27 protein-coding genes are annotated in these 25,152 nt (G+C 60.5%); 12 read left to right on the top strand and 15 right to left on the bottom strand.

Annotation, left to right across the window (positions count from 1 at the left end; translation table 11 throughout):
• Nucleotide 1: 1 nt before the first annotated feature.
• The 11 genes from nth to GPA25_RS14805 all read right to left on the bottom strand — a co-directional run bounded on the left by nth (nucleotide 2) and on the right by GPA25_RS14805 (nucleotide 9,733).
• Nucleotides 2-634, bottom strand: coding sequence for an endonuclease III (gene nth, locus GPA25_RS14855; RefSeq protein WP_169261197.1), 633 nt, complete (start codon nucleotides 632-634; stop codon nucleotides 2-4).
• 15 nt (nucleotides 635-649) lie between these two features.
• Nucleotides 650-1,348, bottom strand: coding sequence for an electron transport complex subunit E (locus GPA25_RS14850; RefSeq protein ID WP_169261196.1), 699 nt, complete (start codon nucleotides 1,346-1,348; stop codon nucleotides 650-652).
• Between the two features lie 15 nt (nucleotides 1,349-1,363).
• The gene (locus GPA25_RS14845) at nucleotides 1,364-2,026 is read right to left on the bottom strand and encodes an RnfABCDGE type electron transport complex subunit G (RefSeq protein ID WP_169261195.1); all 663 of its coding nucleotides are present in this window, start codon (nucleotides 2,024-2,026) and stop codon (nucleotides 1,364-1,366) included.
• A complete protein-coding gene (locus GPA25_RS14840) occupies nucleotides 2,023-3,030 on the bottom strand; it encodes an RnfABCDGE type electron transport complex subunit D (RefSeq protein WP_169261194.1) in 1,008 nt (335 codons plus the stop codon). Before GPA25_RS14840 ends, GPA25_RS14845 begins: the two co-directional genes overlap by 4 nt.
• Nucleotides 3,031-3,052: 22 nt before the next feature.
• Entirely contained in the window at nucleotides 3,053-4,693 is a 1,641-nt protein-coding gene (gene rsxC, locus GPA25_RS14835) for an electron transport complex subunit RsxC (protein ID WP_169261193.1), read from the bottom strand.
• The gene (rsxB, locus tag GPA25_RS14830; RefSeq protein ID WP_169261192.1) at nucleotides 4,690-5,241 is read right to left on the bottom strand and encodes an electron transport complex subunit RsxB; all 552 of its coding nucleotides are present in this window, start codon (nucleotides 5,239-5,241) and stop codon (nucleotides 4,690-4,692) included. Before rsxB ends, rsxC begins: the two co-directional genes overlap by 4 nt.
• Before the next feature lie 98 nt (nucleotides 5,242-5,339).
• Complete coding sequence (rsxA, locus tag GPA25_RS14825; RefSeq protein ID WP_169261191.1) at nucleotides 5,340-5,924, bottom strand: electron transport complex subunit RsxA; 585 nt, start codon at nucleotides 5,922-5,924, stop codon at nucleotides 5,340-5,342.
• Nucleotides 5,925-6,028: 104 nt separating this feature from the next.
• Nucleotides 6,029-7,057 carry a quinone-dependent dihydroorotate dehydrogenase gene (locus GPA25_RS14820; RefSeq protein ID WP_169261190.1) on the bottom strand — a complete coding sequence of 343 codons (1,029 nt, stop codon included), beginning with the start codon at nucleotides 7,055-7,057 and terminating at the stop codon, nucleotides 6,029-6,031.
• 101 nt (nucleotides 7,058-7,158) lie between these two features.
• Entirely contained in the window at nucleotides 7,159-7,899 is a 741-nt protein-coding gene (locus GPA25_RS14815; protein ID WP_169261189.1) for an arginyltransferase, read from the bottom strand.
• Between the two features lie 17 nt (nucleotides 7,900-7,916).
• On the bottom strand, nucleotides 7,917-8,618 hold the full coding sequence (gene aat, locus GPA25_RS14810) for a leucyl/phenylalanyl-tRNA--protein transferase (RefSeq protein WP_169261188.1): 702 nt from the start codon (nucleotides 8,616-8,618) through the stop codon (nucleotides 7,917-7,919).
• Nucleotides 8,615-9,733: an ABC transporter ATP-binding protein gene (locus GPA25_RS14805; protein WP_169261187.1), complete on the bottom strand. Its 1,119-nt coding sequence runs from the start codon at nucleotides 9,731-9,733 to the stop codon at nucleotides 8,615-8,617. Before GPA25_RS14805 ends, aat begins: the two co-directional genes overlap by 4 nt.
• A 131-nt stretch (nucleotides 9,734-9,864) precedes the next feature.
• Here GPA25_RS14805 and GPA25_RS14800 point away from each other — a divergent pair, with 131 nt between their 5' ends.
• Entirely contained in the window at nucleotides 9,865-11,547 is a 1,683-nt protein-coding gene (locus GPA25_RS14800) for an ABC transporter permease (RefSeq protein ID WP_169261186.1), read from the top strand.
• A gap of 46 nt (nucleotides 11,548-11,593) precedes the next feature.
• On the top strand, nucleotides 11,594-11,905 hold the full coding sequence (locus tag GPA25_RS14795; RefSeq protein WP_246265724.1) for a hypothetical protein: 312 nt from the start codon (nucleotides 11,594-11,596) through the stop codon (nucleotides 11,903-11,905).
• A gap of 644 nt (nucleotides 11,906-12,549) precedes the next feature.
• Here the strand turns inward: GPA25_RS14795 and GPA25_RS14790 are convergent.
• Complete coding sequence (locus GPA25_RS14790; RefSeq protein WP_169261185.1) at nucleotides 12,550-13,572, bottom strand: Fe(3+) ABC transporter substrate-binding protein; 1,023 nt, start codon at nucleotides 13,570-13,572, stop codon at nucleotides 12,550-12,552.
• Nucleotides 13,573-13,701: 129 nt separating this feature from the next.
• Here GPA25_RS14790 and GPA25_RS14785 point away from each other — a divergent pair, with 129 nt between their 5' ends.
• Nucleotides 13,702-14,031: a DUF2325 domain-containing protein gene (locus GPA25_RS14785; protein ID WP_169261184.1), complete on the top strand. Its 330-nt coding sequence runs from the start codon at nucleotides 13,702-13,704 to the stop codon at nucleotides 14,029-14,031.
• A 63-nt stretch (nucleotides 14,032-14,094) separates the two neighbouring features.
• On the opposite strand, the gene GPA25_RS14780 is transcribed toward GPA25_RS14785, so the two are convergent.
• On the bottom strand, nucleotides 14,095-14,988 hold the full coding sequence (locus GPA25_RS14780; protein ID WP_169261183.1) for an adenylate/guanylate cyclase domain-containing protein: 894 nt from the start codon (nucleotides 14,986-14,988) through the stop codon (nucleotides 14,095-14,097).
• Between the two features lie 431 nt (nucleotides 14,989-15,419).
• Here GPA25_RS14780 and infA point away from each other — a divergent pair, with 431 nt between their 5' ends.
• Complete coding sequence (gene infA / locus GPA25_RS14775; protein ID WP_169261182.1) at nucleotides 15,420-15,689, top strand: translation initiation factor IF-1; 270 nt, start codon at nucleotides 15,420-15,422, stop codon at nucleotides 15,687-15,689.
• Between the two features lie 521 nt (nucleotides 15,690-16,210).
• Here infA and GPA25_RS14770 read toward each other — a convergent pair.
• Both GPA25_RS14770 and GPA25_RS14765 read right to left on the bottom strand, forming a co-directional pair.
• Nucleotides 16,211-17,194 (bottom strand): HpcH/HpaI aldolase/citrate lyase family protein, encoded by a 984-nt coding sequence (locus GPA25_RS14770; protein WP_169261181.1) that lies wholly within the window; start codon nucleotides 17,192-17,194, stop codon nucleotides 16,211-16,213.
• A gap of 110 nt (nucleotides 17,195-17,304) precedes the next feature.
• Nucleotides 17,305-18,294: a malate dehydrogenase gene (locus tag GPA25_RS14765; protein WP_169261180.1), complete on the bottom strand. Its 990-nt coding sequence runs from the start codon at nucleotides 18,292-18,294 to the stop codon at nucleotides 17,305-17,307.
• Between the two features lie 221 nt (nucleotides 18,295-18,515).
• On the opposite strand from GPA25_RS14765, the gene GPA25_RS14760 reads away from it, so the two are divergent.
• The 8 genes from GPA25_RS14760 to GPA25_RS14725 form a co-directional block, all read left to right on the top strand.
• Complete coding sequence (locus GPA25_RS14760) at nucleotides 18,516-19,244, top strand: GntR family transcriptional regulator (protein WP_169261179.1); 729 nt, start codon at nucleotides 18,516-18,518, stop codon at nucleotides 19,242-19,244.
• 107 nt (nucleotides 19,245-19,351) lie between these two features.
• A complete protein-coding gene (gene sdhC, locus GPA25_RS14755; RefSeq protein ID WP_169261178.1) occupies nucleotides 19,352-19,741 on the top strand; it encodes a succinate dehydrogenase, cytochrome b556 subunit in 390 nt (129 codons plus the stop codon).
• Nucleotides 19,735-20,082 carry a succinate dehydrogenase, hydrophobic membrane anchor protein gene (gene sdhD / locus GPA25_RS14750; RefSeq protein WP_169261177.1) on the top strand — a complete coding sequence of 116 codons (348 nt, stop codon included), beginning with the start codon at nucleotides 19,735-19,737 and terminating at the stop codon, nucleotides 20,080-20,082. The genes sdhC and sdhD overlap by 7 nt, the downstream gene beginning before the upstream one ends.
• A gap of 2 nt (nucleotides 20,083-20,084) precedes the next feature.
• Nucleotides 20,085-21,878, top strand: coding sequence for a succinate dehydrogenase flavoprotein subunit (gene sdhA / locus GPA25_RS14745; RefSeq protein WP_169261176.1), 1,794 nt, complete (start codon nucleotides 20,085-20,087; stop codon nucleotides 21,876-21,878).
• Nucleotides 21,879-21,897: 19 nt separating this feature from the next.
• Nucleotides 21,898-22,608 carry a succinate dehydrogenase iron-sulfur subunit gene (locus tag GPA25_RS14740; protein WP_169261175.1) on the top strand — a complete coding sequence of 237 codons (711 nt, stop codon included), beginning with the start codon at nucleotides 21,898-21,900 and terminating at the stop codon, nucleotides 22,606-22,608.
• Nucleotides 22,605-22,841 (top strand): FAD assembly factor SdhE, encoded by a 237-nt coding sequence (locus tag GPA25_RS14735; protein WP_169261174.1) that lies wholly within the window; start codon nucleotides 22,605-22,607, stop codon nucleotides 22,839-22,841. The genes GPA25_RS14740 and GPA25_RS14735 overlap by 4 nt, the downstream gene beginning before the upstream one ends.
• A 63-nt stretch (nucleotides 22,842-22,904) precedes the next feature.
• The gene (gene gltA, locus GPA25_RS14730; protein WP_169261173.1) at nucleotides 22,905-24,200 is read left to right on the top strand and encodes a citrate synthase; all 1,296 of its coding nucleotides are present in this window, start codon (nucleotides 22,905-22,907) and stop codon (nucleotides 24,198-24,200) included.
• A 153-nt stretch (nucleotides 24,201-24,353) separates the two neighbouring features.
• A partial coding sequence (locus GPA25_RS14725; protein ID WP_425486392.1) for a 2-oxoglutarate dehydrogenase E1 subunit family protein occupies nucleotides 24,354-25,152 on the top strand: 799 nt, incomplete at its 3' end.

The raw sequence follows: 25,152 nt of genomic DNA, 5'->3' as shown, positions 1-25,152 counted from the left end.
GTTAAGCCGTCTTGTCCCGGAATTCGCACAGATCCCGCACCCGACATTCGCCGCACTTTGGCTTGCGCGCGGTGCATACGTAGCGGCCGTGAAGGATCAGCCAGTGGTGGGCGTTCTGCAGATATTCCTTGGGCACACGGCGCATCAGTGCCTGCTCCACGGCCAGGACGTCCTTGCCGGGGGCGAGCCCGGTGCGGTTGGCGAGGCGGAAGATGTGCGTGTCGACCGCCATCACCGGCTCGCCGAACACCGTGTTCAATACGACGTTGGCGGTTTTGCGCCCGACGCCGGGCAGCGCTTCGAGCGCAATGCGGTTGTGCGGTACTTCACCTGCATGGCGTTCAAGCAGCAGGCGGGACAGCGCCACCGTATTTCTTGCCTTGTTGCGAAACAGGCCGATCGTCTTGATGTAGTCGGCGACGCCTTCCTCGCCCAGCGTAAGCATCGCCTCGGGTGTTGGCGCCGCGGCGAACAGCCCACGGGTCGCCAGGTTTACGCTCTTGTCGGTGGCCTGTGCGGACAGCACCACGGCCACCAGCAACTGGAACGGAGAGGCGTATTCGAGCTCCGTGGTCGGACTCGGATCCGCATCGGCGAGGCGCCGAAAAAACTCGTTAACGGCGGCGCGGTGCATTGCCGATCGTGCGCCTCAGGGCGCCGAAGGCGCTTCGTCCGCGACGGGAGCTGCCGGCCGCAGCATCGCATGTTTGCGCTGTGCTGCGCGGGTTCTCATCCAGTTCGACAGCGCGATCAGGCAGCCGAGGGTAAAAAACGCACCCGGTGGCAGGACCCCGATCAGGAAGCCGGGGTAGTCGTTCCCGAAGACAGCAATCGGCGAAAGGCTGGGGACCAACATCTCGATGCCCGAAAACAAGGTGCCGTTGCCAACAAGCTCGCGCAGCCCGCCCAGCACGGCGAGCACGCATACCAGTCCGAGTCCCATCATCACGCCATCGACAGTCGATGAAACCGGGTCATTCTTCGCCGCGAAGGCTTCCACGCGTGCAAGCACGATGCAGTTGGTGACGATCAGCGGGATGAAGATGCCGAGCACGAGGTAGAGATCGTGAAAATAGGCATTGAAGGCCAGGTCCACGACAGTCGTCAGTGCCGCGATGATCAGGACGAAGACTGGAATGCGGATCTCGTATGGGATGAAATTGCGCAGCGAGGCCACCGCGAAATTCGATACCGCCATGACGAGTACCGTCGCCAGACCCAGGCTGACCGCATTGACAACACTCGTGCTGACCGCGAGGATCGGGCACAGTCCGAGCAGCTGCACAAGGCCGGTATTTTGCCGCCACAGGCCATTCCAGGCACTTTCACGAAAGCTCTGCAGGTTCATGTTGCGGTTCTCCTGTCAGATCCGGCTGCCCGATTGCGCCGCAAATAGGGCATCGCGGTTCTCGGTGGCGTATTCGAGGACGCGCCCCGTCGCGCGGCTTACCGCACGAGCGCTGATGGTGGCGCCGATCCGGTAGGCAAATGCGCCGCCGTCGCGTTTGACGGTCCATTTCGCTGCGGCAACATCGGCGAGCGAAACGCCAGCGAACTGGCCGATCCAGGGCTGTGTCTTGTTGCGGTCCTTGCGTGGGTCGATGTAGTCACCCAGCCCCGGGGTCTCCTTGTGGCCGACCGCGCGCACGCCGCTCACGCGGCCGTCAGCACCGACCGCCACGACCAATTGGATGCGTCCTGCGTAGCCATCAGGTGCCGCTGCCTCCAGTACCAGCGCCGCTGGCGCGCCGGCGCGGCGGGCACGATAGATGCGCCCGCCGTCGTCGAGTCCGAGTTGCGGGGTGGGGCCCAGGGTGACGAAGTCGTCAAGCAGCCCATTGTCGTAGCTGGAAGGCGGGAGGACCTCGTTGATCAGGCGCATCTTTCCTTCCTGCGCGGACGCTTCGATGGCCGGACGGGTGGCATCGTAGGTCGCCGACATTACTGCGGTGAAGGTAACGGTGAACAGCACCATGATCCCCGCCGTGCGCAGCGACGTATTGGCGGCGGTGTAGCGATGGCTCATCGTGCTTTGCCCCCGCGGTGGCCGAAGACCGGTGGTTGCGTGTTCATGTCGATCAATGGGACGCAGATGTTCATTAGCAGCACGGCGAAGGCGATGCCCTCGGGGAAGGCGCCGAATGCGCGGATCAGGTACGCGATGAGCGCGATACCTGCAGCGAAAATCAGCTTGCCGTGCGGTGTGGCGGCGCCCGAAACCGGGTCGGTGACGATGAAGAATGCCGCCAGCATCGCGCCGCCACTCGCGAGATGGAATAGCGGTGATGCGAACTGCGCCGGATTGGTGAGCCAGAACGCACCCGATATCACGGCGAGCCCAACGATGAACGCGGTCGGCATGTGCCAGGTGATGATGCCGCGTACCAGCAGATAGATTCCGCCTGCGAGGTATCCAAGAGCCAGCCACTCCCAGCCGCGTCCGCCGAATTGGCCGAAGGCGGATTGGGTCAGCAGCGCGTCGACGCTTGTGTTACCAGCGCGCAGACCGGTACGTATGGCGTCCAGCGCTGTGGCACCGGTGATCGCATCAAGCTCGCGCACGCCACCGAGCACCAGATCGAGTTGCGTTTGCAGGTCCAACTGGCCGGCGGGCGGCCACTGCGACATCAGCGACGGGAAGGCGATGATCATCGCGCAATAGGCAACCATTGCCGGATTGAACGGGTTCTGACCAAGGCCACCGTACAGATGCTTGACGGCGACGATCGCGATCAGTACCCCCAGCACCGTCGCCCACCACGGCAGAATTGGCGGAAAGCACAGCACCACCAGCCAGGCGGTCACGACGGCCGATAGATCAGACAGCGCGGGAGCCAGTGGACGACCGCGCACCTTGAGCATGGCTGCTTCGGCAAGGAGTGCCGTCACTGTTGCAATGACGAGATTCACAAGCACGACAGCTGCGATCTGCCATACGTAGGCGGCAATGCCCGGGATCAGCGCAATCAGCACGGTCAGCATCACGCTCTGGACGCTGGCGGGCTTGCGAATGTAGGGAGAATGGATCATGTCAGGGCGTTGTGTCGGCGTTCTAGTCGTTCAGCTTTTCACGCCGCGCTTCGATCTCGTCAATCTCGGCTTGCGTTTCGGGGCTCAGGTCTTCGGTGTTTTGCGGTGTGACGGCCGCTTTCTGTTGCTTGGCGCGTGCCAGTGCGGCGGCAATTAGCGCCTTCTTGGGATCCTCGTCGCTCACTGGCGGGGGGGCTTCAGCTGCGCCGGCAGATGTGCCGTCCGCCAGCTTGGCACGTGTTTCGGCAGCCTTTGCCGCGAGCTTCGCCGCTTTCTCCTCCTTCTCGCGTTCCTGCCGGAAGTTGCGGAATTCAAACCGGTCGCGTGCCTGATCGGAGGCCTTGAGGTCGCGCTCGCGCGCCCAGATCTCGCTCTTCGCGAAGCGGTAGTAGTCGACCAGGGGAATGCGCGAGGGGCAGACGAAGGCGCAGCAGCCGCATTCGATGCAATCGAACAAGTGGTATTCCTGTGTCTTGCCGAAGTTCTTCGCGCGCGAAAACCAGTAAAGTTCGAAAGGTTGCAGGTCTGCCGGGCACGCTCGTGCGCAGGCGCCGCAACGGATGCAGGGCAGTTCGGGGGGGGGCGGCGGGAACAGCGCAGGGGAGGCCGATATCACGCAATTCGTGCCCTTGACCACTGGCACCTTGAGGCTCTGCAGGTCAATGCCCATCATCGGACCGCCCATGATGTAGCGGTCAGTGTCGGCTTTCGGGCCCGCCAGCTTTAGCAGCGCATCGACGGGTGTGCCAAGCAGCACTTCGTAGTTGCCAGGGTGTGCGACGTTGCCGGTGAGCGTCACGATGCGCGAAAGGAGCGGCTCGCCATGATGGATTGCGCGGTGCACCGCCTGTGCCGTGCCGACGTTGAAACATTGCACGCCGAAATCGGCGCCCAGCTTGCCCTGTGCAATTTCGATGCCGGTGAGCACGCGGATCAGCTGCTTTTCTCCGCCCGCAGGGTAGAGGGTTGGCACCGGTACGATTTCCAATGTGTCGCCCACACCGCTCGCAGCCGCGCGCATTGCCGTGATGGCCTCGGGCTTGTTGTCCTCGATGCCGATGAGCACCCGCCTTGCACCGATCAGTTCGCGCAGGATCGTCGCGCCCGACAGGACCTCGGCAGCGCGTTCGCGCATCAGCCGGTCGTCACAGGTGATCCACGGCTCGCATTCGGCGCCGTTGATCACCAGCGTGTCGATGCCGCTACCGTTGCCAAGCTTGACGTGCGTCGGGAAACCCGCACCGCCCATGCCGACGATGCCGCTATTCCTCAGGTAGGCCAGTGCTGCATTGCGCGATACGTTGCGGTAATCGAGTGGTGCATGATCAATCCAGCGGTCCTCGCCGTCCGGTTCGATGACCACGGACGGTGTCTCGAGCCCCGAAGCATGCGCCATCGGAAATGACGCGATCTCGACTACCGTGCCGGAGGTCGACGCATGAACACTGGTTCCCAGTGGCCCTTCGCCCTCGCCGATGTGTTCGCCCTTAAGTACCCTTTGGCCAGGTTGAACCAGGCAGCGCGCCGTCGAGCGGATACTCTGGCGCAACGGAATCACGAGCCGCGGTGGCAGGGGGGCTTTGACGATCGGTGTCGCGGATGACTCGTTCTTGTGGGATACGGGCTTGACGCCACCCCTGAAATTGAACAATCGGGCGATCATGCAGCCGGCCTCAACTCAATCACCGGATATTTCCATTTCCAGGTTTCGACTGTTTCTCCTACCGGTACCATTGCTATGCAATCGACGGGGCAGGGCGCAACACACAACTCGCAGCCGGTGCACAGCGGCGAAACCACCGTATGCATCTGCTTGGCGGCGCCGACGATGGCGTCGACCGGGCAGGCCTGAATGCACAAGGTGCAGCCGATGCACAATTGTTCGTTGATGAATGCAACGGACTTGGGTTTTTCGTGGCCGTGCTCTTCCGACAAAGGCTTGAATTCCCGCCCGAGCAAGTCGGCCAGTTTGCGGATGCCTTCTTCGCCGCCAGGCGGACACTGGTTGATGTCTGCCTCGCCGTTGGAGATAGCCTGTGCGTAAGGCTTGCAGCCGGGGTAGCCACACTGGCCACACTGGGTCTGGGGAAGGATTGCGTCGATCTTTTCGACCAGCGGATCGCCTTCGACCTTGAAACGGATCGAGGCATAGCCTAGCGCTGCACCCAGCACTATAGCGATTCCGGTCATGATGAGGAGGGCGGTCAGCATGGAATCAAGGCAAGAAGCTGGGCGCGGGAGATTATCCCGGCAAGGGGCTGCGGCATTTGCGCCATATCAGGAATCTTTTAGTTCTTCGCCAGCGTGATTTACTGAAAGCGGTCCAGTCCGGCGAACCCCATGAAGGCCAGGCTCATGAACCCGGCAGTGATCATTGCGATGGCCGTGCCGCGAAAAGGAGTGGGTACGTCCGCCCCGTCCAGCCGTTCACGGATACCTGCGAACAGCACCAGCGCCATTGTAAAGCCGATGGATGATCCGAAGCCAAATAGAAGGGATTCAAGCAAATTATGCTTGAGGCCGACATTGAGCAGCGGAATTCCGAGCACGGCACAGTTCGTCGTGATCAGCGGGAGATAGATGCCTAGTACCTGATGCAGTACCGGACTGGTCTTTTCAATCACCAGCTCCGTCAGTTGCACGATGGCCGCAATGACGACAATAAAGGCCAGTGTGCGCAGGTACGCGAGATCGTAAGGCTGCAGCAGGTAATGGTCGATCAGGTAGCTGGTGCCCGACGCCAGGGTCAGCACGAAGGTGGTTGCCGCGCCCATGCCGATAGCGGTTTCCAGCTTCTTCGATACCCCCATGAACGGGCATAACCCGAGGATGCGGACGAACACGACATTATTGACGAGGACCGCGCCGATGACGACGAAGATGTAGCTGCTCATGATCCAGCACCGCATGTAATCGGTGGATTATCGCCCGCCGTCAGGCACGGCTCAAGCCCGACGGGGTTATAGGCATATGCCTTTCGCGCGGTTTGCACGGCGTGTCAGGCGCGATGTGAGTCGGAATGGTCGGCGGTCGCGTGTACGCATTCCGCAACAAGTCCGGGGCCGCGATAGATCAGCCCACTATACAGTTGCACCAGGGTGGCCCCGGCATCAAGCTTGGCCTGTGCGCCGCGCCCGTCGAGCACGCCGCCGGCCGCGATGATCGGGAGCTCGCCTGCAAGCGTCTGCGCGAGCTGTGCAACAACCGCTGTCGACGCTTCGAAGACCGGCGCTCCGGAGAGTCCGCCCTGCTGTTCGGCGTAGCGGACACCCTGCACCTTGTCACGCGAAATCGTGGTGTTGGTCGCGATTACGCCGTCGATGCGATGGCGACGCAGGGCGTCGGCAATATTGATCACTTGCGCCGGCTCCAGATCGGGAGCGATCTTGAGAGTTAGCGGCACATAGCGTCCGTGGCGGTCAGCGAGTTGCTCCTGACGCGCCTTCAGGCGTCCCAGGAGGTCGTCGAGTTCGGACTCGCCCTGCAATTGCCGCAAGTTCTTCGTGTTGGGTGACGAGATATTGACCGTCACATAACTCGCCAGCGTGTAGACCTTGTCCAGGCATGCCAGATAGTCATCGGCCGCCTGCTCGATCGGGGTGTCGAAGTTCTTGCCGATGTTGATGCCGAGAATGCCTCGGAATTTGGTCGCCTTCACGTTCGCGACAAGCGCATCGACACCGTGGTTGTTAAACCCCATTCGATTGATGATGCCGCGCACTTCGGGCAGTCGGAACATGCGCGGGCGCGGGTTGCCCGGCTGCGGGCGCGGCGTGATGGTGCCGATCTCGATGAAGCCGAAGCCGAATCGGGCGAGTCCGTCGATGGCTTCCCCGTTCTTGTCGAGACCGGCAGCCAGGCCGATGCGATTGGGGAAGGTGATTCCCATCGCCTGCACTGGTTCGGCGGTCACCGGTTTGCCTGCGGGCAGCAGGCGTCCGGCAAGATTCAGGGAAGCGAGGGAGAGTTCGTGCGCTGTTTCCGCGTCGAGCGAAAACAGCAGGGGGCGGGCGATGTCGTAGAGCATTGAACGATTTTACCGGGTTGGGCGCCAGACTGCCCTACGGTTTTTACGGTGTCCGGTGCCCGAGATGAAGCATTGGCGCCAATCGGACTCGGGTTGGATTGCTATTCCGATGCGTTGTCGGCAAGCGGGTCGAGCGGGCGCCACTCACCCCGCACGCGTCCCTCGAGGGGGAAAAAGCGGATCTTGTATGCCATCTTGCGGCTTTCCTTGATCCAGTAGCCGAGATACAGATAGGGCAAACCGAGACGGCGGCACACCTCGATCTGCCACATCACGCCATAGGTGCCGTAGCTGGCGTGTTCGTCGTCCGGGTCGTAGAACGTATAGACACTCGACAGTCCGTCGCTGAGCCGATCGATGACGCTAACCATGCGCAATACGCCGTTGTCGCGAAATTCGACGAGGCGCGTATCCACCTGGCTTTGCAGCAGGAAGTGCGTGTACTGTTCCCGATTGTCCTGATCCATTCCTCCGCCTGCGTGGCGCGTGGTCTGGTAGCGCTGATAGAGCGCGTAATGCTCCTCCGAAAAGGCCAGTTCGTGTTCCCGCGCATACAGGCTGTGATGACGTGTCCAGGTACGTCGCTGGCTGCGGTCGGGCGCGTAGGCGTCCACCGGTACTCGTACCGGCACGCAGGCCCGGCAATGGTCACAATAGGGACGGTAGGTGAACATCCCGCTCCGGCGAAACCCGTTGCGCACGAGCTCGCTATAAATTGCCGAGTCAATCAGGTGGCCCGGGGTCGCAACCTGCGAGCGCGCTACGCGCTCGGGTAGATACGAACACGCATAGGGGGCCGTGGCGTAGAACTGGATGAGCGCGTATGGGTAATCTTTCTGCATGGCCGGGTGCGTCGCGGTCAGAAGAACCCGTCGCCCGCATCACGTGGCCAACGTCCTGGTCCCGCGCCCTGCAGCGTCCATGTGGCGAGATCCGCACAGAACTCACTGCGCGGCATTTCCTGAGCTCCCAGCGAGAGCAGGTGAGAAGTGGTCATCTGGCAGTCGATTACCGCGAAATCCTGCAGTTCGAGATAGCGGGCAAGGTAGGCGAGGGCAACCTTCGAAGCGTCTGTGCGCCGGCAGAACATCGATTCGCCGAAGAACGCGCGTCCGAGCGCCATACCGTACAGCCCCCCCACGAGTCTGTCGTTTTCCCATGTTTCGACACTGTGAGCATAGCCAAGTTCGTACATTTGCAAGTACGCGCGCTGCATCTCGGCGGTAATCCAGGTGCCTCCCCCGGGTTCGCGAGGCTCGGCGCAAGCGGTGGTCACTTGCGCGAATGCGGTGTCAAAACGCACCTCGAAACGGCTCTGGCGCAGCGTCTTGTGCAGCGATCTCGAAATATTGAGGCCGGACGGAATCAGCACCAGTCGTGGATCGGGACTCCACCACAAAATCGGCTCGCCAGCGCTGTACCAGGGAAAAATTCCCTGCCGATACGCCGCCAACAGCCACTCCGGTGTCAGTTCGCCGCCTGCGGCAAGCAGGCCGCCCGGCTCGATGAGCGCCCGTTCGACAGGCGGAAACGCGGGCCTTCCAGCCAGCCAGGGAATCATCGCGGCATGTGGATGAGCCGATGCTCGGGGCGTGTATGCACGGCGTCTTCCGAGCCTTCGTGAAAAGTCACCACGTGATCGACATCCAGGCGAATACCGATTTGCTCGCCAATCGCGTGGTTGTGGTGGCTGGGTACCAAGGACAAGACCTTTACGCCGCTCGTCAGACGCAACGTGTACAGGATGTCCGCGCCACGGAAGGCCTTGTGCACCACTTCCGCCTTCAGGCTGCTGGTATCGTCGTGGATGATGTCATCGGGCCGCAGCAGCACGTCGACCGTACAGTCGCGGTCGCAGTTACCGCAGCCGATGCCGCACTCGACCGGTATCGCGCTATTCAGCGTACCGAGTTCGACCTGAACCTGATGATCATTGACCACCAGTCCGGGCAGAAAAACTCCCTGGCCGATGAAATCGGCGACGAAGCGATTGCCGGGCCGGTGATAAAGGTTGTAAGGCGTGTCCCACTGCTGGATGCGGCCCTCGTTCATGATGCCGATCTCGTCGGCGACGGCGAAGGCTTCGTGCTGATCGTGCGTGACGAGGATGGCCGTCGTATGCGTCGCCTTGATGATGTCGCGTACCTCGTAGGAAAGGCGTTCGCGAAGCTCGACATCGAGGTTGGAGAACGGTTCGTCCAGTAGCAACAGGCTCGGTCGTGGCGCCAGCGCGCGAGCCAGGGCCACACGCTGTTGCTGTCCGCCGGACATTTCGTGTGGATACTTGTGCCCCTGATCGGACAGGCCAACTACCCGCAGCAACTCGGAAACGCGTTCGTGTCGCTGAGCGCCGTCCGAATGGCGCAGGCCAAAGCCGATGTTTTCCGCCACGGAGAGATGCGGAAACAGTGCGTAGTCCTGGAACACCATGCCGATCCGACGCTTCTCCGGTGGCACGTGATGTCCGCGTCCACTGACGACCACGCCATCGAGTCGGATTTCACCCGCTGCAACGGGTTCGAATCCCGCGATGCAGCGCAACACCGTGGTTTTTCCGCAGCCGGAAGGCCCGAGCAGGCAGCCGATACTGCCTTTTTCAAGCTGCAGGGACAGCTTGCGCACGACGCTGTGGCCACCGTAGGCAAGGTCGATGTCGGCGAGTTCGAGATGGGACATTAGTGATCCGATACACGAAAGGATTTTGCGACGACCATTATTGCATCGCGGTAATCCAAATGCGATCAATTATAATTCTCCGCAAGTTGCCGCCTGGAACGGGTCCTGCGGCGTCGTGTATTGGGAGCGTGATGGAATTCAAAGGCGGGCTGGGTAGGCTGCGGACGGGGTGGTCGTCATTGACGATTGGTGCGCTCCTGATCGCGGTCCTGATCGCGCTGCCGGTAATCTCGGTATTTTCCAACGTCTTCGTCGGTGGAACGTCCGGCACATGGAGCCACCTTGCCGATACAGTATTGCCCGAGTTCATCCGCAATACGCTGATTCTATGCGTCGGTGTTGGGTTGGGCGTATCGACCATCGGCATTACGGCAGCCTGGTGTACCACCATGCTGGATTTTCCCGGGCGGCGCTTTTTTCAGTGGGCGCTGGTTCTCCCATTGGCCGTTCCCGCTTATGTGATGGCCTATGTGTACACGGATTTCCTCCAGTTCGTCGGTCCCCTGCAGACTTGGCTGCGTGAAGTATTCGGCTGGCGCGCCGGCGAATACTGGTTTCCGGATGTGCGCAGCCCGGGTGGGGCCGTGGCCATGTTCATGTTCGTGCTCTACCCTTATGTCTATCTGCTTGCGCGCACCGCATTTCTTGAGCGCGCGTCGGGCATGCTCGAAGCGGGGCGTTCGCTGGGTCTCGGGCCGTGGGGCTGCTTCTTCAGGGTATCGCTGCCGTTGGCCCGTCCTGCAGTCGTGGCCGGGTCAGCGCTCGCTTTGATGGAAACGCTCGCTGACTTCGGTACTGTCTCGTATTTTGGCGTACAGACTTTCACTACCGGTATCTATCGCGCATGGTTCTCGCTGGGCGACCGCGTTGCCGCGGCACAGCTTTCCGCCGCCTTGCTCGCCTTTGTAGTACTAGTGCTGGTGCTCGAGCATGCCAGCCGCGGGCGCGCACGATTCAACAACACTTCACGCCAGCAGACCATCCCCACCCCGATTCGACTTTCCCCTCTGCGTGGTTTGTTTGCCGCATTTGCCTGCTTCATGCCGCTGCTGCTTGGCTTCCTGCTGCCTGCGGGGCTGTTGTTGAAAATGGCGCTTGTTGAAGGCGATGCCCAGTTCGGCGCGCGTTTCGTCGGACTTGCGCGTAACAGCTTCGTGCTTGCACTGGTGACGGCAGCACTCGCCGTTCTGCTTGCGGTTTTTCTGGGCTATGCAGCGCGACTAAGCCGTTCCAGCCTCCCGCATGCACTCAATCGGGTTGTCGGCCTCGGCTATGCGGTACCGGGTTCGGTCATTGCCGTGGGCGTGCTGATTCCGGTGACGCGGCTGGATAATGCCATTGCCGCGTGGTGGCACGATGCGTTCGGTGTGAACCCGGGGCTGATGCTTACAGGCGGGATTGCTGCACTTGTGTATGCCTATCTCAGCCGCTTCCTGTCCGTCGCGCTGCACACGGTCGAAACCAGTCTCGGCAAGATCACCCCTAGCATGGATGATGCTTCCCGCTCCCTGGGTTTGGGAAAATGGGGTACGCTGCGGCGCGTGCACGTGCCGATTCTGCGAGGTAGCCTGCTAACCGCAGGGCTGCTGGTTTTCGTCGATGTGATGAAGGAATTGCCTGCAACACTCGTCATGCGGCCGTTCAACTTCGACACGCTGGCGACTCAGGCGCACACGCTCGCGTCCGATGAGAGGCTTGCAGAAGCCTCGACCGCGGCGCTCACCATCGTTGCGGTCGGACTGCTGCCGATGTTTATCATTTCCCGCCAGATTGTGCGGGGGACGCGGCGCACGGTGGAAGAGACCGAAATCTAGCTGCAACGGATCGATAACGATAACAACAGTGGAGGTGTAGGTGACGATGAAAATCCTGCTTTGGTGCGATGACCTGATGAGTCGCATGCGGCTCGAATCGGCCTGGAAGGCGGCTGGCGCCACGGTGCTAAAGAAGAAAACGACCGAAGTGCCTGACTGCATTGTCATCGACCTGGCGGTACGCAATGCGTGCGATCACATCGCACAACTGCGTGCAACCCATCCCCAGATCGATATCATCGCCTTCGGTCCGCATTTCGACGGGGACGCGTTCAAAGCGGCGAAGGATGCCGGCGCGACGGAACTCGCCGCGCGCAGTTCGATCGTCGAACGGGTCACCCGCCGCATGCCAAAGTGAGTCGCTAGCGAGCCCTGCTGGCACCGCGGTCACCGCGTGATCGGAACATTTGGCGCAAAAACACACTGAATAGAGACTGTCACGGCCGAACGATGGGATAATCCCGCCATGAACGCACCGCAACCGACTTCTCCCCGTCGTCGCCTGCAGGAACTGCTGGCAATTCCCGACAATCAGCGCACTGATGCCGAGTGGGATGAACTGAACGAACTCGAAATCAGTCTGGCTCCCGGCAATCGCGAAGGCGCGCCGGACCCCAATCTCCGGCGACCGTCGCCTTCGTCCGGCGTGGGGCGCAAGCCCCTCGTCCGCGGCCCCAGACCCGGGGGGCAGCAAAAGTCCGGAGGGCAACCCAGGCCGAATCCTCAACCCAAGCCGGCGGGGCCGCCGAGGCCGGCTGCCCCGGTCGTGGCTGGAGATGAAAGCCAGCCGAAGAAACCTGCACGCAAATTCCGCAAGCGCGCGCCTAAACCGAATCCCGGTCCGCAGTCCCAGCAGTAGGCTGCAACTGGTCGCTGCCGCAGGCGTAAGTCCGGCGCACAACCGACAGCAAAAACCCCTCCGGCGGAGTACGCGGGAGGGGTTTTCCATGGGTGCAGCTAAGCTTTGAATTGCGGCAAGTGCGTCAGCGCTCGCCTCGCAGCTCAGCGGAAACCGGCTCGGTCAAAAATGCGCTGTGCTTCTGCCGCCGTCTTTGCCAACTCGCCGATCGGCAAGGTGTCGGCCTTGAATTTGCCCAGCGTGTCGAGCGCCGGATTGCTGACCTTCACGCCAGCAACGACCGGCCATTCGTTATTGCCGTTGGCGAAGTACGCTTGGGCGTCGTCAGAGGCCAGATACTCAAGGAATTTAACTGCTGCGCCCTTGTTCGGCGCGTGCTTCAGCATGCCGGCGCCGGAGATGTTGATGTGCGTCCCCCAGCTTTGCTGGTTGGGCCACACGGTACCGATCTTTGCCACTATTTCCTTGTCTTCAGCCTTGTCCGAATTCATCAGACGCGCCAGATAATAAGTATTGGCAATCGCCACGCCGCACTCGCCTGCCGCAACCGCCTTGATCTGATCGGTGTCGCCACCTTTTGGGGCGCGAGCGAAGTTGGCCACCACATTACGCGCCCAGTTTTCGGTAGCTTCTGCCCCGTTATGCTTGACGAGTGCTGCGCCAAGCGAAATGTTGTACGGGTGGCTGCCGGAGCGGGTGCACACCTTGCCCTTTAGCGCGGGGGTGCCCAAGCTTTCATAAGTCTGGACCTGTTCCGGCTTGATCGCGTCCTTGTTGTAGATGATCACGCGGGCGCGGGTCGAGTAAGAGAACCAATTGTCAGCACGCAGGTGCGCAGGAATCCGTTCCTCAAGGATCTTCGACTTTACCGGGGCAAAAACGCCCAGTTCGTCAGCTTTGGCCAGGCGTGACGCATCGACCGTAATGAAGACATCAGCCGGGCTGTTTGCGCCCTCGTTGCGAATGCGCTCCAGCAGTTCGTCTTCCTTTGCCTCGATGCGATTGATCTTGATCCCGGTTTGCTTCGTGAAATTCGCATAGAGCGCTTCATCCGTCTGGTAATGCCGAGCCGAATACAGATTCAGTTCCGTGTCGGCCGCAATAGCGTGGATGGCGGTCAGGCCAAAGCCAAGCAGGATGGAGGCGAGGAGGGGCTTCTTCATCATGATGTGTTTGCCTTACGTGTGTGATGGTCGATGGCGCAATACTAACGAGAACAATTCCTAGTTGCAAACGGTTCCTATTGAGTGCATGATTATTGAGAACGATTCGCAATAATCCCTGAGGAGATTTTCATGAATGCGCTCATCGTCGGTGCCGACCGGCTTGGCAATATCCCCGAAGTGCTTGCCGGATTCGGCATAAGAATCGCAGCGCATGTCAGCGGCCGCGATACTGCACATCAGCGTCGTACTGCCCCCCTGCCTGCGGGTGTCGAAGTGGTCATCCTCTTTACAGACTTCCTCGGGCATAACGTCATGCAACGCTTTCGCGAGGCCGCAAGCCGCAACGGTGTGATGTTGGTGTGTTGTCGGCGCTCCGTCTGCGCGTTGCAGCAAGCGTTGGGAAAACGGATCGAACGCGAGGACTGCGTCAGGTGCGCAGGTGGTTGTGGCAAGAAATGAAAAAGCACACGGGTGTCGCAGCCGAGGATTGGCTTTCACGCATGGACTTCTTCTGCGATCGCTTCAGAGACAGATGAAGTCGATGACATCGGTGCTGTCGACGCAAGATCGGCCGAGCGCGAGATGCCCCCATTTGCGCAGAACTACCTCTTCGTGCGAGAGCACGAATTCCCGTTCGTCGTCAATCGTGACAAAGGTGCCGTTGCTGCTGCGATCGACCAGTACAAACTTGTCGCCGCGCAGTTCAATGTAGGCATGTTCACGCGACGCCCGCGTATCGCTGACACGTACATCGGATGATGGTGCGCGGCCGAGGCGGGCGCTCGGAATCTGGGTGTTCAGAATCAGGGACCGGCTTCTGAACTTTAGTCGTAGTTCGGTCGAATCCTCGGCATCGAACTTCACGCTCTGGACAACCGTCAAATCTCCAGCCGATTCGCACACCAGTTCAAAAAGTGCCGTCAGCCGTGACACTCCGCGCAGGCTGCGACTCTGCAACGGGTGAAGCAACGTACGCCATTCGGCCTTCAGTTGCCGCACCGTTTCGGCCGAGGTAATCGCCCTCCCGGGCGACGCGAGTTCGAGCAAGCGCGCGGCAACATTGACCGTGTCGCCAAAAACATCATCTTTGCTCTGGATTACCGTGCCCGTGTGAAATGCCACCCGTACAGCCAACTTCTGTCCCGATGCGCGCGGCAGATCCTGCACCACGTTATGGATGCGGATTGCTGCATCCGGCGCGTCGTTGGCATCGTGGAAGACCGCCATCAAGCCATCCCCGGTATGCTTTACGACACGACCCCCGCACTTAAGGATCTCGCATCGTATGCCTTGAAGGCATTGCTCGATGAGTTTGAACGCCACGGCGTCGCCGATGCGCTCGTATAGCTGCGTGCTTCCTGCGAGGTCCGCAAAAAGCACCGTGCAATCGTGCGATTGGGAAGCTGCGGTGGTCATGGGAAGGATTATAAGGAATCGGATGTAATGTGTTGAATAATTGGCGCGTGGGGTATCGAAATCTCCACCGATATTGGGAAGGTGGCAATAATCCTGTATAGTGAATTGCCGAAGCACGGTGCCGGGTATTCCCGTTGTGGCCGGCTCTCTCCCGGGTGTCCCGGTTATCCCTTGGCGCCTCCGAATGGATGGCGCCGTCGCCGGCTACGGCCCTGTAGATAACCGCCGGCTCAGTCAACCGACTCTGCTCGGAGTGCAAGCAGGTGGTTGCAGATTTTCTGGTACGCCTTGTTCCCAGTGTGATCTGGCGTAACTGGAACGTGATCGGATTCCCGACTGCGCGAAATTAACTGGCGAGCGCTGCATGTGTTCGCTGCAAGTCAGTCTGGAGTGTTCCGGAATGGCGTACTGGATGTTTCAAAGGAGTTGAAATGGCAAAGGAAGAACTGCTGGAAATGGAGGGTGTCGTTAATGAGGTGCTGCCCGATACGCGCTTTCGCGTAACGCTGGAAAATGGCATCGAAGTGCAGGCCTATGCTTCGGGCAAGATGCGCAAGCATCGCATTCGCATTCTTGCGGGTGACAAGGTGAGTGTCGAGTTATCGCCATATGACCTCACCAAGGCTCGAATCAGTTTTCGCCACAAGGATGAGCGACCCGCGGGAGAGGCGGCTCGACCCCAGCAGTTCCGTCGCCGTTGATGTTGTCGATTTTGTGAGGCAGTCGCCTGGTTTTCGTCGTGCGTTGGCGTGCATCCGCCCGCATGTTTGCCGTATGGCGTGATACTCATCTGGTGTAGGTTTTGCTTGGTGGTGTTATCCATACGGGGATGAAACATGAGTACGAATAAACCTGCCGAGGTTGCGGGCCAACAGCTTTCTGTGTGCTTTCAGGGGTGGTCGGCTCTGGGAGCATGGAGTGCAAGCGGGACGATCAGTGGAAAGCGTGGCTGTCTGAAATCGGCGCAGCGCCGAATCCATGGCGCCCGGCCCCTGCCCGCGATCAGCACGATCAGCCTGTCGGTATCGATTGTTGCTCCCGTGGGGTGAAGGGGTAGAGGCCTGCCTGGCTCGCTTGGCGTGGCTGGCGAGAAGGATGCCGGCGGGTGAGAAGGATGCTGGCGGGTGATGCTGCGTGCAGCGCGGCCGCACGTAGGCTTGGCTCGTGATGATGCGGTGTCGCCGGAGCGGGTATCGAGGACAAACCCGAAACCCTTCACTGCTCAAGAGAAAAACCGTTGCTCCGATTCGAGGTCGACGGACATTCCTGTAGTCCGCGCCCGCCGCAGCAACTCCCAGTAGTACCGGTATGACGCCCGATCATGCAATTTCCCCCGATACTGGATTGGGCCCCAGTCTGCGTCCTGCGCGCTGATCAGAATTCCACTTGCGGCTTCGACCTCGGAAAAATCGGGGCGCATTGCCTCGACAATCGGTTTGATCTGATTCGGATGGATGCTCCACATCCGCAGATAGGCGAACTCACGCCGGGCACGTTCGGCGTCGCGGCGGATAAACTCGATGTCCTTAAGTTCCGTCGTGACGTTATGGGACGGCACGACGCCGTTAGCCAAGGCTGCAGCCGCGATCTCCGCTTTCGCGCGGGCAACAAGAGGGTGTGTGAATTGCCCGGGGCTTGTCATCGCGGCTCCTGGAATCGCGCCATGATGAGCCGACACGAAATCCATCAGCCCGAAATCGAGTGACTCGACGCCGGAGAGGGCGGCGATTCCCCATACTTCGCGCAAGGCACCATGGGTTTCGATGAGAATGTGGACAGGTATTGGCCGCGTGATCCCGTTGTCGGCTTCACTGGCCCTCAGTGCGGTAATCTGTTCGAGCGCATCACTCGTCGAGCGTACCTTGGGTAGGGTGACGAAGGCCAGCCGCTGCCCCGCCTTGCCGACCAGAATTTCCAGATCCTTTCGCCAGTGCGAGTGAGTGATGTCGTGAATGCGCACACCGACACGATCGAAATGGTTATCGGCGGAGAGCACCACTTCGGCGGCCATCGCCGCGTGCTCAGCCTCAGCGCCGGCGCGTGCGCCGTCCTCGCAATCACAGGTAATATCGAAAATCGGTCCGAGTTCGTGCTGAAGGGCCAGCGCCTTTCTCATCAATTTTTCCGAGCCGGCGTAATGATCCACCGCGGGCAATATCGGGAACGGTTTCTCGCCAGCAAACAGAACGTCGGCAGGGTGCTGCATATGGGGTATCCGTGTTGGTTTGTATCGCGTAATTCTGCTGAATTCCGCGTGCGAAAAAAAGGCCGCGGCATCATGCCGCGGCCCTTGCTTGCCGGAAAGTCTTGGTGCGCTTACTTCAGCATGTCCGCAACGGCGGCACGTTCGTCTTCTAGTTCGCCCAGGGTCTTGTTGATCTTCTCGCGGGAGTACTCGTCGATCTCAAGACCCTGGATGATCTTGAATTCGCCATTCTTGCACTCGCACGGGAAGCCGAACACGACGCCGGCCGGGATGCCGTAGGAGCCGTCGGAGGGGACACCCATGGTCACCCAGTCATCGGAGCCGAGCGCCCAGTCATGCATGTGGTCGATCGCGGCATTGGCCGCCGAGGCCGCGGAAGACAGGCCGCGTGCGTCGATGATCGCCGCGCCGCGCTTGCCGACGGTCGGCAGGAACACGTCGTTGTTCCAGGCGTGGTCATTGACCAGTGCCTTGACCGAGTCGCCATTGGAGGTGCAGAAGCGATAGTCGGCATACATGGTGGGCGAATGGTTGCCCCACACAACCATCTTCTTCAGGCTGGCAACCGCACGGCCGGTCTTGGCTGCGAGTTGCGACAGGGCACGGTTGTGGTCCAGTCGCAGCATGCCGTGATAGTTGTTCGGATTGGTGCGGCCAACCTTCTTCGCGGCGGCGGCAGCGATGTAGGCGTTGGTATTGCACGGGTTGCCCACAACCAGCGCCTTCACGGTCTCCTTGGCGTTTTCGGCGATGGCCTTGCCCTGCACGGTAAAGATCGCGCCGTTGGCAGTCAGCAGGTCAGCGCGCTCCATGCCGGGGCCGCGCGGGCGGGCGCCGACGAGCAGGCAGTAGTCGGCGTCCTTGAATGCGACGTTCGGATCGTCCGTCGCAACCATGCCGGCGAGCAGCGGGAAGGCGCAGTCTTCCAGCTCCATCATTACGCCCTTGACCGCCTTCTGGGCTTGGGGAAGATCGAGCAGTTGCAGGATCACGGGCTGGTCTTTGCCCAGCATTTCGCCGCTGGCAATGCGGAACAGCAGGCTGTAGCCGATCTGACCGGCGGCACCAGTGACGGCGACGCGCACGGGGGCTTTGCTCATTTGAGTACTCCCTCTAAAGCGAATTGAAGACGGTATGAATAATCGATCTTGCGCCCGCGATTGCTGCTCGGCGTTCGACTCGGGGAGACTGGCCGAAGCCAGTCGCCGGGGCTAAAAGATGGTAGAAGCAAGTCCCGATGATGTCAATGAACGTCCAGTGTCTTATATAAGACATGAGACAGGCGATGGACGCTTCAATTTTTTTGTGATGAAATGTGCGCATGGCTCAGGAATCCCCCACATTCAGTCCGCTCTACCGGCAGATCAAGAGTCTGATTCTCCAGGCGCTTGAGTCGGGGGAGTGGCGTCCCGGTCAGGTGATTCCGAGCGAGCAGGAATTGGCCTCGCGATTCAGTGTTTCTCAAGGAACAGTGCGCAAGGCCATTGACGAGATGGCAGCGGAAAATCTTCTCGTGCGCAAGCAGGGCAAGGGTACTTTTGTGGCCTCGCACAATGACCCGCGAGCCTTGTTCCGATTCTTGCGGCTGGTGCCGATGGACGGTGATCTCGCCCATCCTCAAAGTGTTCCAATGGACTGCTGGCGTGCGAAGGCGGGGCAGGAGGCGTCGCGCATGCTCGGGGTCGAGCAGGGGGCCCCAATCATCATCGTGCGTCGATTACTCAGATTTGCGCAAAAGCCGGTGGTCATCGATGAGATCTATCTGCCCGGCGAGATTTTTCAGGGCCTGACACTCGAAGTGCTTCAAAGCTGGAACGGGTCGCTTTACAGCTTGTTCGAGACGCGCTTCGGTTTGCGCATGATTCGCGCCCAGGAACGTATTCGCGCGGTGGCGGCTGACCGTTCCACCAGCGAAACGCTCAAAGTTGCCGAGGGGACGCCGCTGCTGTCGGTTGAGCGGGTTACCTACACCTATGGTGACAGGCCAGTGGAGTGGCGGCGCGGCCTGTATTCGACTGCTGAGCATTTTTATCTGAATGAGCTGAACTGAAGGGCTCGAAGCCTCGGCCGGGGCGCGTTCAGCGTATATAATTCCGGCTCTTTGCAATCTGGGAGAACCGCGTCGGGAAACCGTCGCTCATCGAGGGGTAAAACAATATGTCAGAAGCCATAGTGCGCAAGCAGCGGCCCAAATTCCTGGCGCTGCACGAAATCCGGCTCCCGCTGCCGGGTTTCGTTTCCATTCTTCATCGGGTCAGCGGCGCGGGCTTGTTCCTGATGCTGCCGTTCTTGTTGTTCCTATTCGATCGCAGTCTTGGTTCGCCCGAGTCGTTCGCGACATACCAGAGTGTGGTTGGCAATCCGCTCGTCAAGCTTCTGCTGTTGGGACTGCTGTGGGCATACATGCATCATTTCTGCGCAGGTATCCGTTTTCTGCTGCTCGACCTGCACAAGGGGCTGGATCTCCCGGCCGCTCGTAACAGCTCGCGTATCGTGCTGATCGTGAGCATCGCGCTCACCGTCCTGATCGGGGTGAAGCTATGGTAAAGCGTATCGTGGTTGGCGCTCACTACGGCTTGCGCGACTGGATTGCACAGCGCGCCACCGCCGTCTTCATGGTGGTCTTCACGATCCTGTTTGCAGCCGCGGCGCTTGGTCTGCCCGAAATGAACTACCAGGCATGGTCTGGTCTGTTCCGCAACGGCATTGTGCGCTTCTTCACCTTCCTCTTTTTCCTGGCGCTGTTCTATCACGCCTGGATCGGGATTCGTGACATTTTCATGGATTACATCAAGCCGGTCGGCGTTCGTCTGGCCCTGCATGTTGTAACGATCTTCCTGCTCGTCGGCTATGCCGGCTGGGCTGCCCAGATTCTTTGGAGGCTGTGAGCGTGAACGTCGCTAAGCGTACTTTTGACGCGGTTATCGTGGGTGCCGGCGGTGCCGGCCTGCGCGCGGCCCTGCAACTTTCCGAGTCCGGCCTCAAGACCGCCGTGCTGACCAAGGTGTTTCCGACACGTTCGCATACGGTCGCCGCTCAGGGTGGTGTTGCCGCGTCACTCGGCAATTCGACCGAGGACAACTGGCATTGGCATATGTACGACACCGTTAAGGGGTCGGACTGGCTGGGTGACCAGGATGCGATCGAATTCATGTGCCGCAAGGCGAACGAAGTCGTCGTCGAGCTCGAACACTACGGGATGCCGTTCGATCGTACCGACAACGGCAAAATTTATCAGCGTCCGTTCGGTGGTCACTCGCAGAATTACGGCCAGTCGCCCGTGTCGCGCTCCTGTGCCGCGGCCGACCGGACTGGTCACGCGATGCTGCACGCGCTGTACCAGCGCAATGTACGCGCGAACACCCAGTTTTTCGTTGAATGGATGGCGCTGGACCTGATTCGTGATGCTGATGGAAATGTGCTCGGTGTGACGGCGATGGAGTTGGAGACCGGCGAAGTCAGCATCTTCCACGCGAAGGCGACGATCTTCGCCACCGGCGGTGCCGGCCGGATTTTCCACAGCTCCACCAACGCCTTCATCAACACTGGCGATGGTCTGGGCATGGCCGCACGTGCCGGCGTACCACTTGAGGACATGGAGTTCTGGCAGTTCCACCCGACCGGCGTGTTCGGTGCGGGCGTGCTGATCACCGAAGGCGTGCGAGGCGAGGGCGGCATCCTGCGTAATGGCTCGGGCGAACGGTTCATGGAGCGCTACGCGCCGAACCTGAAGGATCTGGCCTCGCGCGACGTCGTGTCGCGCGCGATGACGACCGAGATCAATGAAGGCCGCGGCTGCGGACCGGACAAGGATCACGTCCTGCTCGACATCACCCATCTGTCGCCCGAGACGATCATGAAGCGGCTGCCCGGCATCCGCGAGATCGCGATCCAGTTCGCAGGCGTGGACCCGATCAAGGCGCCGATTCCGGTGGTGCCGACTGCGCATTACCAGATGGGCGGCATCCCGACGAACTACAAGGGTCAGGTCGTGGCGCCGAAGGACGGCAATCCGAATGCCCCGGTGTCCGGCTTCTACGCGGCCGGCGAATGCGCATGCGCGTCGGTGCACGGCGCCAACCGTCTCGGTACGAATTCGCTGCTCGATCTGCTGGTGTTCGGCAAGTCGGCGGGTGAAACGGTCGTTGAGGACTACAAGCGCGGCGCCCTCGAGCTCAAGCCGCTGCCTGCCGACGCGGCCGACGCGTCGCTCGCGCGCCTCGCGCGGCTCGAAGGGCAGACTGGTGGCGAGAGCGTCCATGAAGTCGGTCTGGAGATGCGCCGCACGATGCAGAAGCATGCCGGCGTGTTCCGTTTCGACAACCTCCTCAAGGAAGGCGTCACGCGAATCCTCGAAGTTGCCGAGCGTGCGAAGCGAACCGAGATCAAGGACAAGTCCAAGGTCTGGAATACCGCGCGGATGGAAGCCCTGGAGCTGGACAATCTCATCGAAGTCGCCAAGGCCACGATTGTCTCGGCCGAGGCCCGCAAGGAGTCGCGTGGTGCGCATGTGCGCGACGATGCCCCGGATACGGCGGAATTCCCCAACGGCCGCAATGACAACGAATGGCTCAAACACACCCTGTGGTACCGCGACGGCAACCGGCTTGAATACAAGCCGGTCACCATGAAGCCGTTGTCGCAGGAAGTCGAGCCCATCGCACTCGCCAAGCGCACCTACTGAGCGCCGGAGAAATATCGAAATGAGCAAGCGTACCGTTCAATTCAAGATGTACCGTTACGATCCCGATCGCGACGAAAAGCCCTACATGCAGGACATCACCGTCGAGCTCGAAGCTTCGGACAAGAAGCTGCTCGATGCGCTGGTGCGCCTGAAGGCCAAGGATGACTCGCTTTCTTTCCGTCGTTCGTGCCGCGAAGGCGTGTGCGGTTCGGACGCAATGAACATCAATGGCAAGAATGGTCTGGCATGTTTGACCGATATCGACAGCCTGCCGCAACCGGTCGTGCTGCGTCCGCTGCCGGGCCTGCCCGTGATCCGCGATCTGATCGTCGATATGACGCAGTTTTTCAAGCAGTATCACTCGATCAAGCCCTACCTCATCAACGACAACCCGCCGCCGGAGCGTGAGCGCCTGCAGTCGCCGGAAGAGCGCGAAGAGCTCAATGGTTTGTATGAGTGCATCCTGTGCGCGTGCTGCTCCACGTCTTGTCCGTCGTTCTGGTGGAATCCGGACAAATTTGTGGGGCCGGCTGGACTGCTGGCCGCGTACCGCTTTATTGCCGATACACGCGACCAGGCGACGAACGAGCGTCTCGACAACCTCGAGGATCCGTATCGCCTGTTCCGTTGCCACAGCATCATGAACTGTGTTGATGTGTGTCCGAAGAGTCTGAATCCGACGCGCGCGATCGGCAAGATCAAGGACATGATGGTCAGCCGCGCAGTATGAGCATCGACCGGGGACGCGTGCGCTGGCAGTGTCGTCGGGCTCTTCTTGAGCTCGACCTTGTCTTCGCACGCTTTCTGGAGAGGGACTTTGACCGTCTGACAGAGGGTCAACTGGCGGATCTGGAGGACTTGCTGCGCTGTGAAGACCATGACCTTTGGGCCATGGTCAATGGCAGCAAGCCCTGCAGCGACGACCGCTGGAAGGAGATGATCGGCCTGCTGGGTCAGCCTTGACCCGGTCAGGACGGTCGTTACAGGGAGCTAGTAGTTAATACGGGCACGCAAAAGGGATGACCTATGAGCACTGAACGCACTGCAACGCTAACCGTCGATGGCAAGGCCGTCGAATTCCCGGTGATGACCGGCACCCACGGTAATGATGTCATTGACATCCGTACGCTGGGTGCCAAGACCGGTCTGTTCACCTATGACTCGGGTTTCCTCTCGACCGCCAGCTGCAAGTCCACGATTACCTTCATCGACGGTGACAAGGGCGAACTGCTGTATCGTGGATATCCGATCGAACAGCTGGCCGACAAGTGCAACTTCCTTGAAGTGGCCTATCTTCTGAAGAACGGCGAATTGCCGAACGCAACGCAGAAGACCGAGTTCGAGACCACGATCAAGAACCACACGATGCTGCACGACCAGATGACGAAGTTCTACACGGGCTTCCGTCGTGACGCGCATCCAATGGCTGTTATGGTCGGCGTCGTTGGCGCGCTGTCGGCGTTCTACCACGAAGCTATGGACTTTTCCGATGCGGCACATCGGAACATTTCGATCAACCGTCTGATTGCCAAGCTGCCGACCATCGTTGCGATGGCCTACAAGTACAACACCGGTCAGCCGTTCATGTATCCGCGTAACGACCTCGACTACACGGCGAACTTCATGCACATGATGTTCGGTACTCCGTGCGAGAAGTACGAACCGAACCCGGTGCTGGTTCGTGCGCTCGATACGATCTTTACACTGCACGCTGACCACGAACAGAACGCCTCGACCTCAACGGTGCGTTTGGCCGGTTCGTCGGGTGCGAATCCGTTTGCCTGCATCTCGGCTGGTATCGCGTGTCTGTGGGGGCCGGCGCACGGTGGCGCGAACGAGGCTTGCCTCAATATGCTGGAAGAGATCGGCGATGTCTCGCGCGTTGGCGAGTACATCAAGCGTGCGAAGGACAAGAACGACAGCTTCAAGCTGATGGGCTTCGGTCACCGTGTGTACAAGAACTTCGACCCGCGTGCCAAACTCATGGGCCAGGTGTGTTCCGAAGTGCTGGGCGAACTGGGCCTTGAGAACGATCGCCTGTTCAAGCTGGCCAAGGAACTCGAGAAGATAGCGCTGGAGGATCCGTACTTCGTCGAGAAGAAGCTGTATCCGAACGTTGACTTCTATTCGGGCATCGTGCAGAAGGCGCTGGGTATCCCGACTTCGATGTTCACCTGCATCTTTGCGCTTGCGCGTACTGTGGGTTGGATCACCCAGTGGGAAGAAATGATTACCGATCCTGAATACAAGATCGGTCGTCCGCGTCAGCTGTACGTCGGCGCGGCGCGTCGTAGCGTGCCGGATCTGACCCAGCGTCCGTAAGAGACGATGGATAGAGGCGGGAGGGAATCCCGGCAGTAGTCTCCGCGGGATGGTCGTTTGACGCGGCCATCCCGTTTTTCCATCGGAGATGCCGGGCTTTGTAGCGCCGAATAGCCCAAAAGGCAGAGCAACAAGACAACAGGTGGCAACACAATGACGACTCAGCACAAATCGACTTCTCATCTTTTCGGCACGAATGCGCCGTTCATCGAGGAGCAGTACGAGAATTACCTTGCCGACCCGGCGTCGGTGTCGGACACGTGGCGCGCGTATTTCGACGCGCTGCAGGCGCAAAGCGGCGCCGTGGTGCGTGACGTGGCGCATGGCCCGGTGATTGCGGCCTTCGCCGAGATGGCCAAGCGCGGCCCGGTGCGCACGGTGGCCCCCGAAGGCGACGACAAGCTCCAGGTCAGCACGCTGCAACTGATCAACGCCTACCGCTTCCTCGGCAACCGCTGGGCGAACCTCGACCCCTTGAAGCGCACCGAGCGCCCGCACATCGCGGAACTCGAGCCGTCCTACTACGGCTTCACCGAAGCGGACCTGTCGCGCAGCTTCAACACCGGTTCCTTCCACGGCTTCTCGACCGAACACGCGAGCCTGCGCGAGATCCTCGAAGCGGTGCGCCAGACCTACTGCGGCGCGGTCGGCTCCGAGTACATGTACATCGCCGACATCGCGCAGAAGCGCTGGATCCAGAGCCGGCTCGAGAGCGTGCGCGCGACGCCCAAGTTCGATGCGGCGAAGAAGAAGCGCATCCTCGAGCGCACCACCGCCGCCGAGACGCTGGAACGCTATCTGCACACCCGCTACGTCGGCCAGAAGCGCTTCTCGCTCGAAGGCGGCGAATCGACGATCGTCGCGATGGACGAGCTGATCCGGGTCGCCGGTGGCCTCGGTGCGCAGGAAATCGTCATCGGCATGGCCCACCGTGGCCGCCTCAACGTGCTCG

This window comes from Aromatoleum diolicum (genome assembly GCF_012910955.1).
GTDB lineage: Bacteria > Pseudomonadota > Gammaproteobacteria > Burkholderiales > Rhodocyclaceae > Aromatoleum > Aromatoleum diolicum.
The sequence above is the reverse complement of the archived record's forward strand: the minus strand, read 5'-3'. Positions and strand labels throughout refer to the sequence as shown.

Excerpts from the sequence above, each read along its gene's own strand:
- nth (WP_169261197.1), bottom strand. The coding sequence starts at position 634 with ATGCACCGCGCCGCCGTTAACGAGTTTTTTCGGCGCCTCGCCGATGCG.
- GPA25_RS14850 (WP_169261196.1), bottom strand. The coding sequence starts at position 1,348 with ATGAACCTGCAGAGCTTTCGTGAAAGTGCCTGGAATGGCCTGTGGCGG.
- GPA25_RS14845 (WP_169261195.1), bottom strand. The coding sequence starts at position 2,026 with ATGAGCCATCGCTACACCGCCGCCAATACGTCGCTGCGCACGGCGGGG.
- GPA25_RS14840 (WP_169261194.1), bottom strand. The coding sequence starts at position 3,030 with ATGATCCATTCTCCCTACATTCGCAAGCCCGCCAGCGTCCAGAGCGTG.
- rsxC (WP_169261193.1), bottom strand. The coding sequence starts at position 4,693 with ATGATCGCCCGATTGTTCAATTTCAGGGGTGGCGTCAAGCCCGTATCC.
- rsxB (WP_169261192.1), bottom strand. The coding sequence starts at position 5,241 with ATGCTGACCGCCCTCCTCATCATGACCGGAATCGCTATAGTGCTGGGT.
- rsxA (WP_169261191.1), bottom strand. The coding sequence starts at position 5,924 with ATGAGCAGCTACATCTTCGTCGTCATCGGCGCGGTCCTCGTCAATAAT.
- GPA25_RS14820 (WP_169261190.1), bottom strand. The coding sequence starts at position 7,057 with ATGCTCTACGACATCGCCCGCCCCCTGCTGTTTTCGCTCGACGCGGAA.
- GPA25_RS14815 (WP_169261189.1), bottom strand. The coding sequence starts at position 7,899 with ATGCAGAAAGATTACCCATACGCGCTCATCCAGTTCTACGCCACGGCC.
- aat (WP_169261188.1), bottom strand. The coding sequence starts at position 8,618 with ATGATTCCCTGGCTGGCTGGAAGGCCCGCGTTTCCGCCTGTCGAACGG.
- GPA25_RS14805 (WP_169261187.1), bottom strand. The coding sequence starts at position 9,733 with ATGTCCCATCTCGAACTCGCCGACATCGACCTTGCCTACGGTGGCCAC.
- GPA25_RS14800 (WP_169261186.1), top strand. The coding sequence starts at position 9,865 with ATGGAATTCAAAGGCGGGCTGGGTAGGCTGCGGACGGGGTGGTCGTCA.
- GPA25_RS14795 (WP_246265724.1), top strand. The coding sequence starts at position 11,594 with ATGAAAATCCTGCTTTGGTGCGATGACCTGATGAGTCGCATGCGGCTC.
- GPA25_RS14790 (WP_169261185.1), bottom strand. The coding sequence starts at position 13,572 with ATGATGAAGAAGCCCCTCCTCGCCTCCATCCTGCTTGGCTTTGGCCTG.
- GPA25_RS14785 (WP_169261184.1), top strand. The coding sequence starts at position 13,702 with ATGAATGCGCTCATCGTCGGTGCCGACCGGCTTGGCAATATCCCCGAA.
- GPA25_RS14780 (WP_169261183.1), bottom strand. The coding sequence starts at position 14,988 with ATGACCACCGCAGCTTCCCAATCGCACGATTGCACGGTGCTTTTTGCG.
- infA (WP_169261182.1), top strand. The coding sequence starts at position 15,420 with ATGGCAAAGGAAGAACTGCTGGAAATGGAGGGTGTCGTTAATGAGGTG.
- GPA25_RS14770 (WP_169261181.1), bottom strand. The coding sequence starts at position 17,194 with ATGCAGCACCCTGCCGACGTTCTGTTTGCTGGCGAGAAACCGTTCCCG.
- GPA25_RS14765 (WP_169261180.1), bottom strand. The coding sequence starts at position 18,294 with ATGAGCAAAGCCCCCGTGCGCGTCGCCGTCACTGGTGCCGCCGGTCAG.
- GPA25_RS14760 (WP_169261179.1), top strand. The coding sequence starts at position 18,516 with ATGGCTCAGGAATCCCCCACATTCAGTCCGCTCTACCGGCAGATCAAG.
- sdhC (WP_169261178.1), top strand. The coding sequence starts at position 19,352 with ATGTCAGAAGCCATAGTGCGCAAGCAGCGGCCCAAATTCCTGGCGCTG.
- sdhD (WP_169261177.1), top strand. The coding sequence starts at position 19,735 with ATGGTAAAGCGTATCGTGGTTGGCGCTCACTACGGCTTGCGCGACTGG.
- GPA25_RS14740 (WP_169261175.1), top strand. The coding sequence starts at position 21,898 with ATGAGCAAGCGTACCGTTCAATTCAAGATGTACCGTTACGATCCCGAT.
- GPA25_RS14735 (WP_169261174.1), top strand. The coding sequence starts at position 22,605 with ATGAGCATCGACCGGGGACGCGTGCGCTGGCAGTGTCGTCGGGCTCTT.
- gltA (WP_169261173.1), top strand. The coding sequence starts at position 22,905 with ATGAGCACTGAACGCACTGCAACGCTAACCGTCGATGGCAAGGCCGTC.